This is a genomic window from Rhodophyticola sp. CCM32 (assembly GCF_004751985.1).
GTDB lineage: Bacteria > Pseudomonadota > Alphaproteobacteria > Rhodobacterales > Rhodobacteraceae > Rhodophyticola.
Genome location: NZ_CP038492.1, coordinates 2,516,753 through 2,533,631 on the forward strand (window position 1 = coordinate 2,516,753; position 16,879 = coordinate 2,533,631).

Consider the following 16,879-nt stretch of genomic DNA (forward strand, 5'->3'; position numbering starts at 1 on the left):
CGCCAGGTGACTTGCGGAACGCGCGACGGCCTGTATCGCAGGTTGACAGCACGTCAGGGGGATCGACGCTCCGCGAAATCGTCTCTCAGTATTTGACAATCACAGGGGCCACGCCAATAGTTAGACCTACGAAACCCATTCCAATTGGTTATGGAAGCCCTTGCCCTTCGAAGTCCCGAACCTCACGCTGCTGCGCCAGTTTGTTGTGACTGCCGAAGAGCAGGGTATTTCAAAAGCGGCGCTGCGATTGCGGATATCGCAGCCGGCCTTGTCCAAAAACATTCACAAGCTCGAAGACATCCTGGGCACCAAACTGTTCGTGCGCCACGCGTCGGGGTCGGAACTGACCGATGCGGGGAAGCTCTTCTACGAACGCGCACAGGTGATCGGGCTTGAGTACCAGCATGCGCTTCAGGACATCCGCAATGTATTGGGAGAACAGGAAGCGGCGGTGACGATTGGTGCGGGGCCGGTCTGGGCCTCTGCGATCCTGCCCATGGTTGCGGAAAAGTTTCACACGACTTACCCGAACCACCGGCTGCGGGTCCTGACGGGATCCATGGATGAGCTTGCCGACGATCTGCGGCTTGGCCGGATCGACATTTTTGCAGGCGCGTTGCTTCAGTCCACGCGGTTGCCCGGGTTCACGGTGCGTGCCCTGGCGCAAAGCGACATGTGCATCCTGGCGTCGCCGCACCACCCGCTGCTCGAACGACCCGGGATCATCGACTGTGCCGCCGTCGCTGGCCACCCGTTCGTGGCCTTTCAGCCATCAAAGGAAATCGCATCACATCTTTTGTCCGTTTTTCGGTCCAGAGGCGCGCCACCGCCAAAATTTGCTGTGGAAACAGGCTCGATCTTTGCCTGCGCCGAGTTGGTGAGATCCGGTAAATATCTGATGTTCGAGACCCGCCTGCTGACCGCAAGCCCGATTGGCAAGGGCTTGACAACTTTGCAGATGGACATGGATATGTTACCGTTTGGTATGGGCCTGGTCCATCGCGACGGAATGGAGCGTGTGCCGCATCTGCGCAGCTTGATGAACATCATGTCGGAGTCTTTGAAGTCCCATTTGGGAACGGATTCAGGCCTGACAAAATAGCAGGCACAGCCCGGGATTTTGCGCCGCAAGTTTGGTCAGCCCACTGTAACATAACCAAGTCTTATGGGGTTCATTAATTTTGTTATGCTGCAAACTGCGCGACGCTGATTTAGGCTCATGGCAAAAGACATATTGCCAACAGCCGGAGACCTGAGATGTTAAACCGCCGTGATTTCCTCCTCACCACCCTTGCGACAACTGCTGCTGGCGGTCTTGCGACACCTGCGCTGGCTCAGGCCACGCCCCTGGCCATCCAGCTTTCCTGGCTGCCTGATTCCGGGTCGGCGGGTGAGATCGTGGCGCTGACGCAAGGTCTTTACAGCGAGGCGGGGCTGGATGTGACCCTGCTGCCGGGCGGGCCCGGCTCCAACGCGATTCAGGAGCTTCTCAGCGGCACCTCCGACATTTCCATCGGCTATGCGCCACAGATCATGTATTCGGCCAACCGTGGGCTGCCTCTGAAATCCTTCGCGGCAAGCTTTCAGAAGGCACCATTGACCTTCTATTCCTTTAAGGAAGCCGGGATCGAAACCGTCAGCGACTGGGCTGGCAGGCGTATCGGCGCGGGCCAGGGCGCAATCCCGCAGATCCGGGCCCTTCTGGCCAATGTGGGTCTCACGATGGATGATATCACCTTTGTCCAGTCACGCATTCCGGGGCTGCTTCAGGATCAGGTGGATGTGGTGGCAAGCTGGCCAACCAATGTGGCGCAACTTGCCCCTGTGCTGGCCCATCCGGGCGGCGTCAACACACAGACAATCTGGGATAACGGGCTTCAGTTCCAGTCCAATTATTACATCGCCAAGGATGAAACCCTCGCCAATGATGCCGAGATGCTCAAAACCTTCCTTGAGGTCACCGACACAGCGTGGAGCTGGGTGGCCGACCACCGGGAAGAGGCCGCCGCGGCACTGGTGGCCTATGCGCCCGCGCTGGACGCCGATCTTCAGTTGCAGTCCCTGAACATGTCGCTCGACAACTATATCTACACCGACGAGACGCTTGAGTTCGGCTGGGGCAACGTGTCTGAGGCACGCTGGCAGCAGACGCTTGATACCTATGCGTCGATTGGCGAAATCGAAAGCAGCTTGTCCGCAGTGGATGTCTTTGACGGATCAATCCTTGCAGCGACTGATCGCACCAAACGATGACCCCCTCCGCCGCATCAGCCGTACCCGCCACGCGCGAGGATGATGCGGCGATCCACCTTCAGGATATTTCGGTCACGTTTGGGTCCGGGCCCAAGAAAGTCTCTGCCATTGACCATGTGTCATTGGACATTGCAGAGGGCGCTTTCGTCTCGCTGATCGGACATTCCGGCTGCGGAAAATCCACGCTTTTGCGGGTGATCGCGGATATTTTGCCGCCCACCACGGGGGAGGTCGCGATCTTTGGCGCGCCCCCCGGCGAGGCGCGGCGAAAAAGACAGTTTTCCATGGTCTTTCAGCAATCCGTGCTGATGCCCTGGGCGACGGTTCTGGAAAACGTGAAGCTGCCCTTCGAGGTTGGCCCCGCAACGGCAGGTGGTTCGGACATAATGGACCCGGTGGAGGCGCTTGAACTGGTGGAGCTTGATGGCTTCGCAGACGCCTATCCCTCGCAGCTGTCGGGCGGGATGCGGCAGCGCGTTGCCATCGCCCGGGCGCTTGTCACCAAGCCGCGGGTGCTGTTGATGGACGAACCCTTCGGCGCGCTTGATGAACTGGTGCGGGATGCACTGAATGTCGAGTTGCTGCGCATCTGGCGGCAAAGCGGCACGACCATCGTCTTTGTCACGCATTCCTTGCAGGAAGCGGCCTTTGTCTCGCAAAAGGTTGTGGTGATGAGCCGCCGCCCCAGCCGGATCGGCGGCATCCTGGATATCGACCTGCCCGATGAACGCGATATCGGCCTGAAGGATGCGCCCGAACTTGGTGTGCTTGTTGCCAGGTTACGGGCCATGTTGGATGAAGGATAACCCCATGACGCTGAACGAGATCGCCTCTGACACAGCCGAAAAATCCGGGAAACCGGCCTTTGCACTGCCCGAGGAAGGCCCGGCGCGGGTTGCGATCATGGGGTTTCTGGGGCTGTCCTCGGCCCTGATATTCTGGCAGCTGATCGTGACGGTCTTTTCCGTGCCAAGCTATCTCATCCCCTCGCCCATCGTGGTCGTGCAAACGCTTTATGCGGATGCCGGTTTGCTGGCCACAAATGCCGTGCCCACGATCATCGAAGCGTTTCTTGGGTTCCTGCTGGGCAACACCGTGGCCCTGCTTGTCGCGCTGGCATTCGTGTATAACAAGACGATCGAGGAGCTGTACTACCCGGTTGCCATCCTGATCAAAACGATCCCGATTGTCGCCATCGCTCCGGTGCTGAAAATCATGTTGGGCAACGGGATTGAGCCGAAAGTCGCGGTTGCGGCGCTGATCTGCTTTTTCCCGACCCTTGTGAACGCCGTCAGGGGGTTTCGGTCCGTATCGCCGCAATTGCTGGAACTGATGCATGTCCTGTCGGCCTCAAAGACCGAGACCTTTCGGCGCGTCCGCTATTACGCGGCGCTTCCCTATATTTTCTCGGCCCTGAAAATCTCGGTCACCATGTGTGTGCTGGGGGCGATTGTGGGCGAGTGGATCGGCGCAAACCAGGGCATTGGATACCTGCTTTTGCAAAGCATGTTCGACTTCAACACGCCCCGGCTTTTTGCAACGATCCTGACCGCGTCGACCCTGGCCATCGCTGGCTTTGCAATCGTATCCTGGCTGGAGACCCGCGTCATTCGCTGGAACACGGGAGAGTCATTCTGATCCGGCCCTGCAAGAATTCACAGGCTAAGTGATGTCACGATCTGCGCCGTCCCAGAGGCTGGGCCGAACCTATCACGAGGCGGACATGTCCTTTGACATGCCAAAGCGCCCCACACCCGGCAGCCCCAACATCGTCTATGTCATTCTGGACGATGTCGGCTATGCGGATCTGGGGTGCTACGGTTCGGAAATCCGCACACCGCATTTCGACCGGCTGGCGGAAACGGGTGTGCGCTATTCGAATTTCCACACCACAACCATGTGTTCGCCCACGCGGGCGTCTTTGCTGACCGGCCGCAACCACCATTCCGTCGGCATGCGGTTTCTGGCGAATTTCGATTTTGGCTATCCCAGTGGCCGGGGATGTATCACGCACCGGGCGGCAACGGTCGCCGAAATGCTGGGGGGCGAAGGCTACAGCACGTTTGCCGTGGGCAAATGGCACCTTGCCCAGGTGGAAGAAACCAGTGCCGCCGGCCCCTTCGATCAATGGCCGCTGGGGCGCGGGTTTCAGCGGTTTTACGGCTTCATGAATGGCAGCACGGATCAATACCATCCCGAGCTGATCGAGGATAACCACCCGGTCGACCCGCCCGACCTGCCCGAAAACGGCTATCACCTGACCGCCGATATGATTGATCAGGCGATCACCATGATCGGCGCGCAAAGCTCGATGACGCCGGAGGTGCCGTTTTTTTTGAACCTTGCCTTTTCAGCGGGCCATTTTCCGCATCAGGTCGGGGCGGAGTGGATGGCCCGCTATGACGGTGTCTATGACGTCGGCTGGGACGTGATCCGCGAACAGCGGCTGGCGCGGCAAAAGGATATGGGGCTTGTTCCGGAAGACACCAGGCTGCCGCCCAACAACCCACAGGTGGATCGCTGGGACGATCTGGACCCGGACACGCGAAAGGTCGCCGTTCGGATGCAACAGGCCTATGCCGGTTTTCTGGATTACACCGATGCCCAGTTCGGGCGCCTGGTCGCCTATCTGGACCGGCTTGGCCGGCTCGACAATACGCTCTTTGTTCTGATCTCGGATAACGGCGCCTCAAATGATTGCGGCCCGGTCGGAACCACGAATGTCATTCGACGGTTCAACCAGATCCCCGACAGTACCAAGGCCAATCTGGAGGGCTATGACGACATTGGCGGCCCGCGCTATTTCGGCAATTACCCCTGGGGCTGGGCGCAGGCGTCAAACACACCTTTGCGGCTTTATAAATCCTACACCCATGGCGGGGGCGTGCGTGACCCGCTGATCGTGTCCTGGCCCGACGGGATCGCCGCGCGCGGGCAGATCTGCCACCAGTTCCACCATGTGGTTGATGTGACGCCCACGGTTCTGGAGCTTTGCGGGGTCACCGCGCCCGAGACCCATAAAGGTATCCCGCAGATGCCGGTACATGGCACATCCTTCGCCTATACTTTCACCGCCCCGGAGGATGAAAGCCGCAAGGAAACCCAGTATTTTGAAATGTTCGGTCATCGTGGCATCTGGCACAAAGGCTGGAAGGCGGTCACCAATCACACCAAGGGCGAAGATTTCGAAGCCGATGACTGGGAGCTTTACAACCTCACCGAGGATTTCAACGAAACCCGCAATCTGGCGCGGGACGAGCCCGCAAAGCTCGCCGAATTGCGCGAACGCTGGTGGGCCGAGGCCGGGCGCTATGATGTCATGCCGCTGGATGATCGCGAGGTGCGGTTTCGCCCCGTCTCAAAGCCCGGTGGCATTTCCGGGCGCGGTCACTTTGTCTTTTATCCGGAAGTCAAAATGGTGCCGAATGCCACCGCCCCGCGCACGGGCGACCGGTCCCATCGCATCTCGGCCGATGTCATCCTTCAGCCCGGCAACACGGGGACTTTGGTTAGCAATGGGAATTGCGGCGGCGGATATGCGCTGTTCTTAAAGGATGATTGCCTGACCTATGTCTACAATGCCTGCGGCGTACAGGTTCACCTGACCAGCGATCCGCTGGATCTGACCGGTGCGGCCCGCCTGACATTTGCGTTTGAAAGAACCGGGAAATTGCAGGGGAAAGGGACGCTCCTTCTCGACGACCGTGAACTGGTCTCCCGCGATTTCACGCAGATGCTCCTCCGCCCGACCCTCGGCCCTGTGTTCATAGGCCGGGGCGGGCTGCCACCGGTATCCGACCGCCTCACCGGCGCGTCGCCGTTCAACGGCATCTTGAAAAGGGTGGAATTCGAGATCGACAATGACAGTCCGACCAAACCCCCGAACCCGCATGTCGATTAGGCCGTGTTGACAAAAGGGATTCACACCGGCCCGCAGGTCTGACTCAAGCTGGTATCTGGTATAGAGATCCGCTTGGCCCGAGACCTGATGTCGGACGAGGGGTGGAAGCTCTTTGAACACTTCATCCTGATCGTTCGCGCCATGGGATTTTCTGGATTGCAAGAACAGGTGCTCCCTGGAGCGACCTGCCGGATGAGTCCGGCAAATGGTCGAGCATGTATCGCCGGTTCCGGCGCTGGACGCTGACAATATTCGGAAAAAGCCGCCCCTTGCCTACCCCTCATGCAGCGCGGTCAGCAGTTCCCAGAACACGTCTTCCGCCTGGCCCGAGCGGCCTGCGAGGCGTATCGCCACCACGGACAGATCGCAGGCCGGCAAATATTGCGACAGGTCCACCAGCCTGCCGCGCAGGACATGGTCTTTGCACAATGAAGCGGGCACCCAGGCCACGCCGACACCGGCAACGGCAAGCTCCATCGCCGCCAGGGTCAGCGCTGTTTCAACCTGCGGCACGATATGAACCTCACTGCCCAGCTGCGAAAAGATCGCCTGCTCCAGCACCTGACCCAGAAACACCCGGCCGGGATAGGCGATGACCGGCAGATCGGCAAAGCTCTGTCCGGCCCCGATCTCTGTGGCCAGCCCCGCCGCGCTGATCGGGATCAACCGGTCCGCACCTGCGGCCATTGTCTCGATATAATCGGCCTCGATCCGCTGATCCGCACCGGGCACCTGATAGACAAGCGCGATATCCGCCTGACGGCTGAGAAGCAGCGCATAGCATTCATCCAGATTGGCCGAGCGGAGACGGACAAAAATGTCTTTCTGGTAGGTTTGCACCGCCTGGATGATCCCCGGCGTCAGCCCCGTGGTCAGCGCATGCTGGCTGGCGATCACAACGCGGTTGGTGCTGCGGCGGTCCCCCAGTCTCAGATCATTGGCAAGCTGGCGCAGGGCGATGGCGGCGCGGGCGATCTGGCGGCTTTGATCCTCCGCCACCGGGCTGAGCTGCACCGGTTTGTGGGACCGGTCGAACAATTCAACGCCCACATAATCCTCGATGTTTCTGATCCGGCGGGAAAACGCCGACTGGGTCAATCCGCGCCGTTCCGCAGCCTCGCTAAAAGACCCGGTTTCTGCAACAGAAAGAATATCTTCAAGCCATTCCAAGCGCATTTTCACCTCATAACTTGCGTATTCTGCATATTATATCAACTATTTTGAATTTGCCTTGAGAAACATGGCTCGCTACGTCTGTGGCGCAAGTCATCTGCTGAAGGACATCACAATGCACCTCGCCCGCTTCCCCCGCATCTTTCTGGCCCATCTGCCAACCCCGCTGGAACGGCTTGACCGTCTGTCGAAAGAACTGGGCGGGCCTGAGATCTGGATCAAGCGCGATGACTGCACCGGTTTGTCCACCGGCGGCAACAAGACCCGCAAGCTGGAATTCCTGATGGCCGAGGCCGAGGCGATGGGTGCCGATATAGTGATGACCCAGGGCGCGACCCAGTCAAACCACGCCCGGCAGACCGCTGCCTTTGCGTCCAAGCTTGGCATGAAATGCCATATCCTTCTGGAAGACCGCACCGGCTATCAGGACCATAATTACAACGATAATGGCAATGTCCTGCTGGACCATCTGCATGGAGCCACAACCGAGAAATTCCCCAACGGGCATGACATGCCCGGCGAGATGGAAAAGGCCGCCGAAGCGATGCGCGCGGATGGCAAAAAGGTTTTCACCATTCCCGGCGGCGGGTCGAACCCCACCGGTGCCCTGGGCTATGTGAACTGTGCCATGGAACTGCTGAACCAGGTCAACACCAGCGGGATGGTGATTGACCGTCTGGTCCATGCAACCGGGTCTTCGGGCACACAGGCTGGGTTGGTCGTCGGGCTGAAAGCGCTCAACGCGGGTATTCCTCTTCTGGGCTTCGGCACCCGTGCGCCGCAGCCGAAACAGGAACAGATGGTCTATGATCTGGCGGTCAAAACCGCCGAGAAACTGGGCTGCCCCGGCGTTGTCCAGCGCGAGGATGTGATGGCCGATACCAGCTATGTCGGCACCGGCTACGGCATTCCGCGCGATGACACGATCGAGGCGATCCGCATGTTCGCCGAACTGGAAGGTATCCTTCTGGATCCGGTCTATTCCGGCAAAGGCGCCGCAGGGCTGATTGACTATTGCCGCAAGGGCAAATTCAAGAAAGGCGAGCGCATTGTGTTCCTGCATACGGGCGGATCGGCGGGCCTGTTTGGCTATGATCAGGTTCTGGCCTCTGACCGCGCGCCGATGGCGGCCGAGTAAACATGGCAAGGGCGGCTTTCACCGGCAGCTTCACCCAACAGGCGCCGATCCCCGAAGCCGGGATTGCAGCCGCGCTCGATGTGATGCGGTCGGGGCGCCTGCACCGCTATAACATCGCGCCGGGCGAGACACCCGAGGTGGTGGCGCTGGAACGGGCCTATGCGGATTGGCAGGGGGCTGCCTTTTGTCTGGCCCTCGCCTCGGGCGGGCAGGCCATGCAGATCGCCCTGCGCGCCGCCGGGGTCACGCCGGGCGACAAGGTGCTGACCAATGCGTTCACACTGGCCCCGGTTCCCGGCGCGATTGCCGCATTGGGGGCAGAGCCGGTTCTGGTTGAAATCACCGGTGACCTTGTGATCGACCTCGCCGATCTGGCCGCAAAGGCGCAGCACTCAGGCGCGCGCCATCTGCTGTTGTCCAACATGCGCGGGCATCTGGCGGATATGGACCGGCTGATGCAGATCGCCCGGGCCGCAGGTCTGACCGTGATCGAGGATTGCGCCCATACGATGGGGGCCAGATGGAATGGCCAGAGGTCGGGAAATTTCGGCCTGGCAGGCTGCTTCTCGACCCAGACCTACAAACACATGAATTCAGGCGAAGGCGGGTTTCTGACCTCGGATGATGCAGCGTTCATGGCCCGTGCCACGATGCTGTCAGGCTCTTATATGCATTACGCCCATCATGGTGCCGGGCCGGGTGCGGAAGCCTATCGCGATATCCGGTTTGAAATGCCCAACCTGTCGGCGCGGATGGACAATCTGCGCGCCGCGATTCTGCGGCCGCAATTGGCTGGGCTGGACGATGCCATCATCCAATGGAACGCACGCTATGACCGGGTTGCGGCACATCTGTCGGGGCACCCGGCGCTGCGCCTGCCCAAACGCCCGGTCGCGGAGGCCTATGTCGGCTCCTCAATCCAGTTTTTCGTACCGGGGCTGCCCGATGACATGGCCCGCGCCTTCCTTGAGGCCACCGCTGCCCTGGGGGTTGACTTGAAATGGTTCGGCGCGGCAGAGCCTGTGGGCTTCACCTCTTCCCATCAAAGCTGGCGCTACGCCCCTGCCCAGAACCTGCCCGGGACCGACCGTATTCTGGCGGGCCTTTTTGACATGCGCCTGCCGCTGACCTTTAGCCTTGAAGAGTGTGATCTGATCGCCGCGCATATTCTGGATGTGGCCGCAGACCTGAGCAGGGCCGCCGCATGAGACCTGTGGGCATTCTGGGAGGCATGGGCCCCGAGGCGACGGTTCTGCTGATGCAGAAGGTTATCGCCGCCGTATCTGCCGAAGATGATGCGGATCATATTCCGCTTCTGGTCGATCAGAACCCGCAGGTGCCCTCTCGCATCAAACGGCTGATCGACGGCACCGGCGCAGACCCGGCCCCGGTTCTGGTCGGGATGGCGCAGAAATTGCAGGCCGCGGGCGCCGAGGCGCTGGCGATGCCCTGCAACACCGCGCATCATTACGCAGGCGCCGTTCAGGCCGCGACCAGCGTACCGTTTCTGGATATGGTGGCCTTGTCCGTGGCGAAAGCGCGGGATCTGGCAGGTGCTGACGGCCGCGTGGGTATTCTTGCATCACCGGCAGTGCGGCAGGTCGGTCTGTTTGACGCCGCTTTGGCAAAGGCCGGTCTGACACCGGTCTATGCGTCTGATGAAACCGCTTTGCTGACCGCGATCCGCAGCATAAAGGCTGCGGGCCCGACAGAAACCGCCCGCGCGACGCTTCATGCAGCCTCTCACACTCTGCTTAATTCAAAGGCATGTGTTCAACTTATTGCCTGCACAGAATTCTCACTGATTGCCGATGTCCTTGCAGAGGGTGCCAAGAGGGTCGACACTCTTGACGTTCTTGTAGAGGCCATCGTCGCCTTTTCACACAGCACGGAGGACGAGCATTAAGGTAAATGGTTTGAACAAAGAGACGCCACCGGGTTTCGTATCCGGGGAACAAAACAACAGAGGAGAGAATAATATGAAACGTATGACAAAACGCCTGATGCTCAGCGCCGCGACCATGGCCATCACTGCAAGCGGCGCCCTGGCCGAGGATGTGACCATCGGTCATTTCGGCAACCCCACACCGATGCAGGTGGCCCGCGCCGCCGGCGATTTCGATGCCGCCACCGGCTGGACCATCGAATGGCGTCAATTTGCATCGGGCACCGATGTGATCGCGGCCATGGCCTCGGGCGATATTCAGGTGGCCGAACTTGGGTCATCCCCCCTGGCAATTGCGACCTCCAGCGGGGTTGATCTGCAACTGTTCATGCTGGCCCAGGTCATTGGTGAGGCCGAAAGCCTGATCGTGCGCGACGGCGCAGGGATCGAAACGCTGGAGGATCTGCGCGGCAAACGTGTGGCTGTGCCTGTGGGGTCGACCGCGCATTTCTCATTGATGGGCGCGCTGGATCAGGCGGGCATTGGCGAGGATGAACTGACCATCCTGAACATGCCGCCCGATCAGATCGCCGCCGCCTGGCAGCAGGATGCGATTGACGCCGCCTTTATCTGGCAGCCGGTCCAGTCCCAGATCAGCGAAAACGGCACGCTTCTGGTGGGCGCGGACCAGACCGCCGAATGGGGGTTCCCCACATTTGACGGCTGGGTGGTGAACACCGGATTTGCGGCGGACCATGCCGATGGTCTTGCCGCCTTTGCGGCCACGATGGATGCTGCAAACGGGGCCTATCTGGCAGACCCCGCAGCCTGGACTGCCGACAGCGCGCCGGTGATCGCCATCGCTGAACAGACCGGGGCCGATGCCTCACAGGTGCCGGGTATTCTGGAAGGGTTCGCCTTCATCCCGCTGGCCGATCAGTTGAGCCCGACCTGGCTGGGCAGTGCTGCGGATACCATGCTGGCAACGGCGACCTTCCTGCAATCGGCAGGCCGGATCGACGCGGTGGCCGATGAGTATTCGGGTTTTGTAAGCACCTCGATCGCCGAAGCGGCGGTTCAGTAAACTTCCCTCCCGGTCCCGGCGCCATTGGCATCGGGGCCGGACCCTCTCATCGGATGGAAACGCGTATGGGCCTCACAATCAACGACGCATCGGTGATCTTTCCTGCTGCGGATGGTCGCCCGCCGGTTCAGGCGCTGCAAAAGATCGACCTCAGCATCGAGAATGATGATTTCGTGGTCGCACTTGGCGCGTCGGGCTGTGGGAAATCCACGCTGCTGAACCTGATCGCCGGGTTTCTGGCGCCCTCAAGCGGTGATATCCTGCTGGATGAACGCCCGGTCACAGGCCCCGGCGCCGACCGGTCCGTCGTGTTTCAGAAACACGCTCTGCTCCCCTGGCTGAACGTGATCGACAATGTTGCTTTCGGGCTGAAGATGCAGGCGGTTTCCAACACCGAACGCTATGAAATCGCAGAGAAATTCACGGCCCTTCTGGGGCTTGACGGGTTCCAGAAATCACCCGTCTACAAGCTGTCCGGCGGGATGCAGCAACGCGTCGGCATTGCCCGCGCCCTGACCTGCGACCCGAAGGTTCTGTTGATGGACGAACCGCTTGGCGCGCTGGATGCCCTGACCCGGGAAAAGGCGCAGGAGTTGATCCTGAATATCTGGAACGAAACTCATAAATCGGTCTTTTTCATCACTCATTCGGTTGAGGAAGCCCTATTCATGGGCACCAAGCTGATCGTGATGTCGCCCCGGCCGGGCCGGATCGCACATCGGTTCGATCTGCCATTTTCGCGGCGGTTTCTGGCGGGCGAAACCGCGCGCCATGTAAAAGCCTCCCCCGAATTTATCGACCTGCGCGAAGAGGTGCTGGAAATCATCTTCGCCGATGAGGAGGCCGCGGCATGACTGATCACCCCGCCACCACAACGCCCGGGGCAGAACCCGCCCCGCAGCCCGGCATTTTTGGGCGGATCGCCCGGGCACGGCCCACCAAGCCCGGTGAAACCTATGGTGTGCCCGGTCAGGGCGATACGCTCTGGCTTTCGCTTGGGTCCATCGCGTTTCTGATCTTTATCTGGTGGCTGGTCACCGCCATGGGCTGGGTCCGGCCGCTTTTCGTGCCCTCCCCCGGCGCGGTCATCGCCAAATTCGCCGATGTGTGGCAGAACGGTTTTACCAACACACCCTTCCTTGAACATATGGCCGTCTCGACCGCGCGCGTGTTCGGGGCTTTCCTGCTGGCCTGTCTGATCGGCATTCCACTGGGTCTGGCCATGGGGATGAGCCCGATCATGCGCGGCCTTTTCGACCCGCCGATTGAATTCTACCGCCCGATCCCGCCACTGGCCTATCTGCCGCTGATGATCATCTGGTTCGGGATTGGCGAGACCTCGAAAGTGTTGCTGATCTTCCTGTCGGTTTTCGCGCCCGTGGCCCTTGGCGCCCGTTCCGGCGTGAAATCGGCGGCGATTGAACAGATCCACGCGGCCTATTCCTTCGGGGCCAGCCGATGGCAGGTGATGCGCCATGTCATTCTGCCCTCAGCCCTGCCTGAAATCCTGACCGCGATGCGCATCGGCATCGGTTTTGGCTGGACAACGCTGGTCGCTGCCGAAATGGTCGCGGCAACCGAAGGCCTTGGGTATATGGTTCTGTCTGCCTCGCAGTTTTTGCAGACATCCACGGTCATCATGGGGATCATCGTGATCGCCGCGATTGCCTATGCTTTTGACCTTTTGATGCGCTGGATTGAGCGCAAAGTCGTGCCCTGGAAGGGCCGTATGTGAGTGATGAAATGCCAAAGACCTATCTGAAAAAAGCCGCGCGCACAGCCGAAAGCGATCAGCCTGATGTGCGTGTATCGGTTGAAAAAATCCTGGGTGAAATCGCGCAGGGCGGGGATGACGCGGTGCGCCGCTATGCCCGCGAATTCGACAAATGGGAGGGGGAGATCATCGTCTCGCCCGAGGCAATCACATCCGCCGCCGCGCAGGTGCCGCAAAAGCTGAAAGACGATATCCGCTTTGCCCATGACAATATCCGGCGCTTTGCAGAGGCACAGCGCGCAACCACAACCGATTGCAATATCGAGATATTGCCGGGTCTGACCGCTGGCCAGCGCCAGATCCCGGTTTCGGCGGCAGGCTGTTATGTCCCCGGCGGACGTTACAGCCATATCGCCAGCGCAATCATGACCATCACCACCGCCAAGGCCGCAGGTGTGCCCCATATCGCGGCCTGCTCACCGCCCCGCCCGGGCGAGGGCATTCCCGCCGCGATCCTGTATGCGATGGATCTTTGCGGCGCAGATGTGATTTTGAACCTGGGCGGCGTGCAGGGCGTGGCGGCCATGGCCAACGGTCTGTTCGGCCTGCCCAGGGCCGATATTCTGGTCGGGCCCGGCAACCAGTATGTGGCCGAGGCCAAACGCATTCTTTACGGCCAGGTCGGCATCGACATGTTCGCCGGGCCAACGGATTCGATGGTCATCGCCGACCAGACCGCCGACCCAGATCTTGTGGCCTGGGATCTCGTGGGTCAGGCCGAACACGGCTATAACTCCCCTGTCTGGCTGGTCACGTCGGATCGCGCCCTGGCAGACCGGGTGATGCAGCTGGTGCCCGGTATGATCAACGACCTGCCAGAGCTGAATGCCACAAATGCCCGCGCCGCATGGGCCGATTATGCGGAAGTGATCCTTTGCGAGGATGCCGCCGGGATGGCCGATGTGGCGGATGAGTATGCGCCCGAACATCTGCATGTGCAGGCCGCCGATCTTGACTGGTGGCTGGGGCGTCTTCAGGCCTATGGCTCGCTGTTTCTGGGCGAGGAAACCACCGTGGCCTTCGGTGACAAATGTTCCGGCCCCAACCATGTGCTGCCCACCTCCGGGGCGGGGCGCTATACCGGCGGCTTATCGGTGCATAAATTCCTGAAAACCGTCACCTGGCAACGGGCCACACGCAATGCCTCACGCGATCTTGCGGTGGCCACAGCGCGGATTTCCCGGCTGGAAGGGATGGAAGGCCACGCCCGCACCGCCGATATCCGGCTGGCCAAATTCTTCCCCGAAGAGCTGTTCGATCTCAGCCCTGCCGATGATGCGGCTTGAAGGTCTGACTGTCCGGGGCGGATGCGCGCAGATGCGGGACTGGTGCCAGACCACCAAGGGCGGCCTGCTGATCGCGGGGACAATCGCCCTGGCGGCCAGCTTCCTGTCGGAACATTACGGCGCGCCGGCGATGCTGTTTGCGCTTCTGATCGGCATGGCGTTCCATTTTCTTGCCAGTGACGAACGGGCCGAACCCGGCATCACATTTGCGTCGAAAACCGTGCTTCGGATCGGCGTTGCCCTTCTGGGCCTGCGTCTGACCTTCGCCGATGTGGCCGCCCTTGGCTGGGCACCGGTGATCGGCATCCTGGTACTTGTGCCCCTGACCCTTGCCGCCGGCGTGGGGATTGCCCGGCTGTTCCGCCGACCGCTGGCCTTCGGGTTTCTGTCGGGCGGGGCTGTTGCGATCTGCGGCGCCTCGGCGGCGCTGGCCATTGCGGCGGTTCTGCCGAAACGGCATGTGAAAGAGGAAGATGTGCTGCTGACCGTTGTCGGTGTTACGGCAATGTCGACCCTGGCGATGGTGCTTTACCCTGTCCTGTTTTCAACCCTTGGGCTGACCGAGACCGAAAGCGGGTATCTGATTGGCGCCACGATCCATGATGTGGCCCAGGTGGTCGGTGCGGGCTATTCCGTCAGCGAGGTGGCGGGCGATGTGGCAACTGTCACCAAATTGCAGCGTGTCGCGTTGTTGCCGGTTGTGCTGATCGCGGTGGCATTGTCATTCCGGCGCGAGACCGGTGGTGCCATCGGTCTGCCCTGGTTCGTCGTCGTCTTCACTCTGCTGATGATCCTGCGCAGCATCCTGCCCCTGCCCGAGACCCTGATCGTCACGGTCAACGACATCTCACGCTTTATGCTGCTGACCGCAATTGCCGCCCTGGGGGTCAAAACCTCGCTTGACCAGATATTCGCCAACGGCCCGCGCCGGATGATCATTATCGGCGTCGAAACCCTGACCCTGCTGGCCCTGGCGCTTGGATTTGCCTGGATGTTTCTGGGGTAACCCTGCCCTTACCGATCATATCAGGCCCTGAGGCATGGGACAGAATTTTGCAAACAGACCTGCAAAGGGCAAAGGGCATCGCCCGCGCCCTTTGGGGGCGATACGGGCGCTGCCCGGCGGGATGATAGCTATGGGGCGGCGCAAGATGATTGCGAGAAATCATCCTCGCCGCAGATATCGCGCCACCCAGACGAAGCACACCTCAAAGCGGTTTGGGTTTGATGTGACTCGAAAACCGCTGCCTCTGCTCTATGGCGCGGCATAGAGAACCTGACCCGAGATCGCCGACACGGAGGTCACCCCAAGCTGCGCAAGGGTGATACTGGTCTCCTCTGACAAAGCCTCCCACAGCTGCGTCAGGCCCGGTTCGCGATTGGCCGCCATGGCAAACAGCAACGGGCGGCCGAAGAACACGAAACTGGCGCCTGTGGCATAGGCTTTCACCACGTCTTCGCCTGACCTGAGACCGGAATCGAAGAACAGCGGATAGGTCTCGCCCAATGCCCGGCGGATAGCCCCAAGCGCTGTAATGGCCGCCGGGGCGCTTTCCAACTGCCGCCCGCCATGGTTGGAAACCTGAATGGCATCCACACCGGCCTCGCGCAGACACAGGGCATCCTCCACACTCAAGACGCCCTTGACCACCAGATTGCCATCCCACATCCCGCGCAGCCGGTCGAGATAGGTCCAATCCGCCCGCGCCCGGCTGCTGGTGCGGTCAAAATGCCCGTTGGGCCCGCCAAAATTCGCAAGCCCGGGCACACCTTTTATCAGTGTCTCAAGGGACCAGCCCGGATGCAGGGCAAAATCAAGAAACTGGCGCGGGCCAATCCGAAAGGGCATCTTGAAGCCGCGCCGCAATTCGCGCGGGCGGCGGCCCACCTCGGGCACATCCAGTGTCAGCACAAGGGTGCGATACCCTGCGGCTTTGGCGCGTTTGACCAGGGCGGTTGCCTCGCTTCCACCCCCGCTGAAATAAAGCTGAAACCAGGCATGGCCCTCGGCCACCTCGATCATCCTTTCCAGCGGGGTCGAGGCGACGGTGGACACGCCAAGGGGCACCTGTTCACGCGCGGCCAGTCGCGCAAGCATCAGGTCCGCGCCGGGCGTTGACAGATTGCACATTCCCATCGGGCTGATCCCAAAGGGTTTCCGGGCCTCATGGCCAAAAACCGGCATGCCCAGATCGCGATGTTCCACATTCGACAGGACACGGGGCTGCAAGCGGATCTCGCGGAGCGCTTTGCGGTTCATCGCGGCCCCGTCCCCGGCCCCCGCCGCCCCGTCGATATAGTCGAACACCATCCAGGGCAGGCGCCGTTTCGCAAGCCGCCATGCATCTTCCGTGGAATGAATCTCTCTGCCCAGCACCATGCGGG

The 16,879-nt window shown here is 60.8% G+C and carries 15 protein-coding genes and 1 pseudogene; 14 read left to right on the top strand and 2 right to left on the bottom strand.

Annotated features, from left to right (window positions below; translation table 11 throughout):
• Positions 1-160: 160 nt before the first annotated feature.
• The 6 genes and pseudogenes from E2K80_RS12180 to E2K80_RS12205 form a co-directional block, all read left to right on the top strand.
• Entirely contained in the window at positions 161-1,102 is a 942-nt protein-coding gene (locus tag E2K80_RS12180) for a LysR family transcriptional regulator (protein WP_135375251.1), read from the top strand.
• A gap of 155 nt (positions 1,103-1,257) precedes the next feature.
• Entirely contained in the window at positions 1,258-2,253 is a 996-nt protein-coding gene (locus tag E2K80_RS12185; RefSeq protein WP_135375252.1) for an ABC transporter substrate-binding protein, read from the top strand.
• Positions 2,250-3,059 carry an ABC transporter ATP-binding protein gene (locus tag E2K80_RS12190; protein WP_135375253.1) on the top strand — a complete coding sequence of 270 codons (810 nt, stop codon included), beginning with the start codon at positions 2,250-2,252 and terminating at the stop codon, positions 3,057-3,059. The genes E2K80_RS12185 and E2K80_RS12190 overlap by 4 nt, the downstream gene beginning before the upstream one ends.
• A gap of 4 nt (positions 3,060-3,063) precedes the next feature.
• Positions 3,064-3,891: an ABC transporter permease gene (locus E2K80_RS12195; RefSeq protein WP_210405380.1), complete on the top strand. Its 828-nt coding sequence runs from the start codon at positions 3,064-3,066 to the stop codon at positions 3,889-3,891.
• An 85-nt stretch (positions 3,892-3,976) separates the two neighbouring features.
• The gene (locus E2K80_RS12200; RefSeq protein ID WP_210405381.1) at positions 3,977-6,154 is read left to right on the top strand and encodes an arylsulfatase; all 2,178 of its coding nucleotides are present in this window, start codon (positions 3,977-3,979) and stop codon (positions 6,152-6,154) included.
• Positions 6,155-6,220: 66 nt separating this feature from the next.
• Positions 6,221-6,399 (top strand): annotated as a pseudogene (locus E2K80_RS12205) (transposase); the annotation flags it as partial.
• Between the two features lie 28 nt (positions 6,400-6,427).
• On the opposite strand, the gene E2K80_RS12210 reads toward E2K80_RS12205, so the two are convergent.
• Entirely contained in the window at positions 6,428-7,330 is a 903-nt protein-coding gene (locus E2K80_RS12210) for a LysR family transcriptional regulator (protein WP_135375255.1), read from the bottom strand.
• 112 nt (positions 7,331-7,442) lie between these two features.
• Between E2K80_RS12210 and E2K80_RS12215 the strand changes: the two genes are divergently transcribed.
• From E2K80_RS12215 to E2K80_RS12250, 8 genes are all read left to right on the top strand, one after another.
• The gene (locus E2K80_RS12215) at positions 7,443-8,465 is read left to right on the top strand and encodes a D-cysteine desulfhydrase (RefSeq protein ID WP_135375256.1); all 1,023 of its coding nucleotides are present in this window, start codon (positions 7,443-7,445) and stop codon (positions 8,463-8,465) included.
• Between the two features lie 2 nt (positions 8,466-8,467).
• Positions 8,468-9,673, top strand: coding sequence for a DegT/DnrJ/EryC1/StrS family aminotransferase (locus E2K80_RS12220; protein ID WP_135375257.1), 1,206 nt, complete (start codon positions 8,468-8,470; stop codon positions 9,671-9,673).
• Positions 9,670-10,371, top strand: a complete 702-nt coding sequence (locus E2K80_RS12225; RefSeq protein WP_135375258.1) for an aspartate/glutamate racemase family protein — start codon at positions 9,670-9,672, stop codon at positions 10,369-10,371. The genes E2K80_RS12220 and E2K80_RS12225 overlap by 4 nt, the downstream gene beginning before the upstream one ends.
• Before the next feature lie 73 nt (positions 10,372-10,444).
• Positions 10,445-11,434: a taurine ABC transporter substrate-binding protein gene (locus E2K80_RS12230; protein WP_210405382.1), complete on the top strand. Its 990-nt coding sequence runs from the start codon at positions 10,445-10,447 to the stop codon at positions 11,432-11,434.
• A 65-nt stretch (positions 11,435-11,499) separates the two neighbouring features.
• Positions 11,500-12,288 (top strand): taurine ABC transporter ATP-binding protein, encoded by a 789-nt coding sequence (locus E2K80_RS12235; protein WP_135375259.1) that lies wholly within the window; start codon positions 11,500-11,502, stop codon positions 12,286-12,288.
• Positions 12,285-13,169: an ABC transporter permease subunit gene (locus E2K80_RS12240; RefSeq protein ID WP_135375260.1), complete on the top strand. Its 885-nt coding sequence runs from the start codon at positions 12,285-12,287 to the stop codon at positions 13,167-13,169. Before E2K80_RS12235 ends, E2K80_RS12240 begins: the two co-directional genes overlap by 4 nt.
• A gap of 8 nt (positions 13,170-13,177) precedes the next feature.
• Complete coding sequence (gene hisD / locus E2K80_RS12245; RefSeq protein WP_135376607.1) at positions 13,178-14,494, top strand: histidinol dehydrogenase; 1,317 nt, start codon at positions 13,178-13,180, stop codon at positions 14,492-14,494.
• Positions 14,481-15,500 carry a YeiH family protein gene (locus tag E2K80_RS12250; RefSeq protein ID WP_238475528.1) on the top strand — a complete coding sequence of 340 codons (1,020 nt, stop codon included), beginning with the start codon at positions 14,481-14,483 and terminating at the stop codon, positions 15,498-15,500. Before hisD ends, E2K80_RS12250 begins: the two co-directional genes overlap by 14 nt.
• Before the next feature lie 249 nt (positions 15,501-15,749).
• Here E2K80_RS12250 and E2K80_RS12255 read toward each other — a convergent pair whose 3' ends face one another.
• Positions 15,750-16,874, bottom strand: coding sequence for an alpha-hydroxy acid oxidase (locus tag E2K80_RS12255; RefSeq protein WP_210405384.1), 1,125 nt, complete (start codon positions 16,872-16,874; stop codon positions 15,750-15,752).
• Between the last annotated feature and the right edge of the window lie 5 nt (positions 16,875-16,879).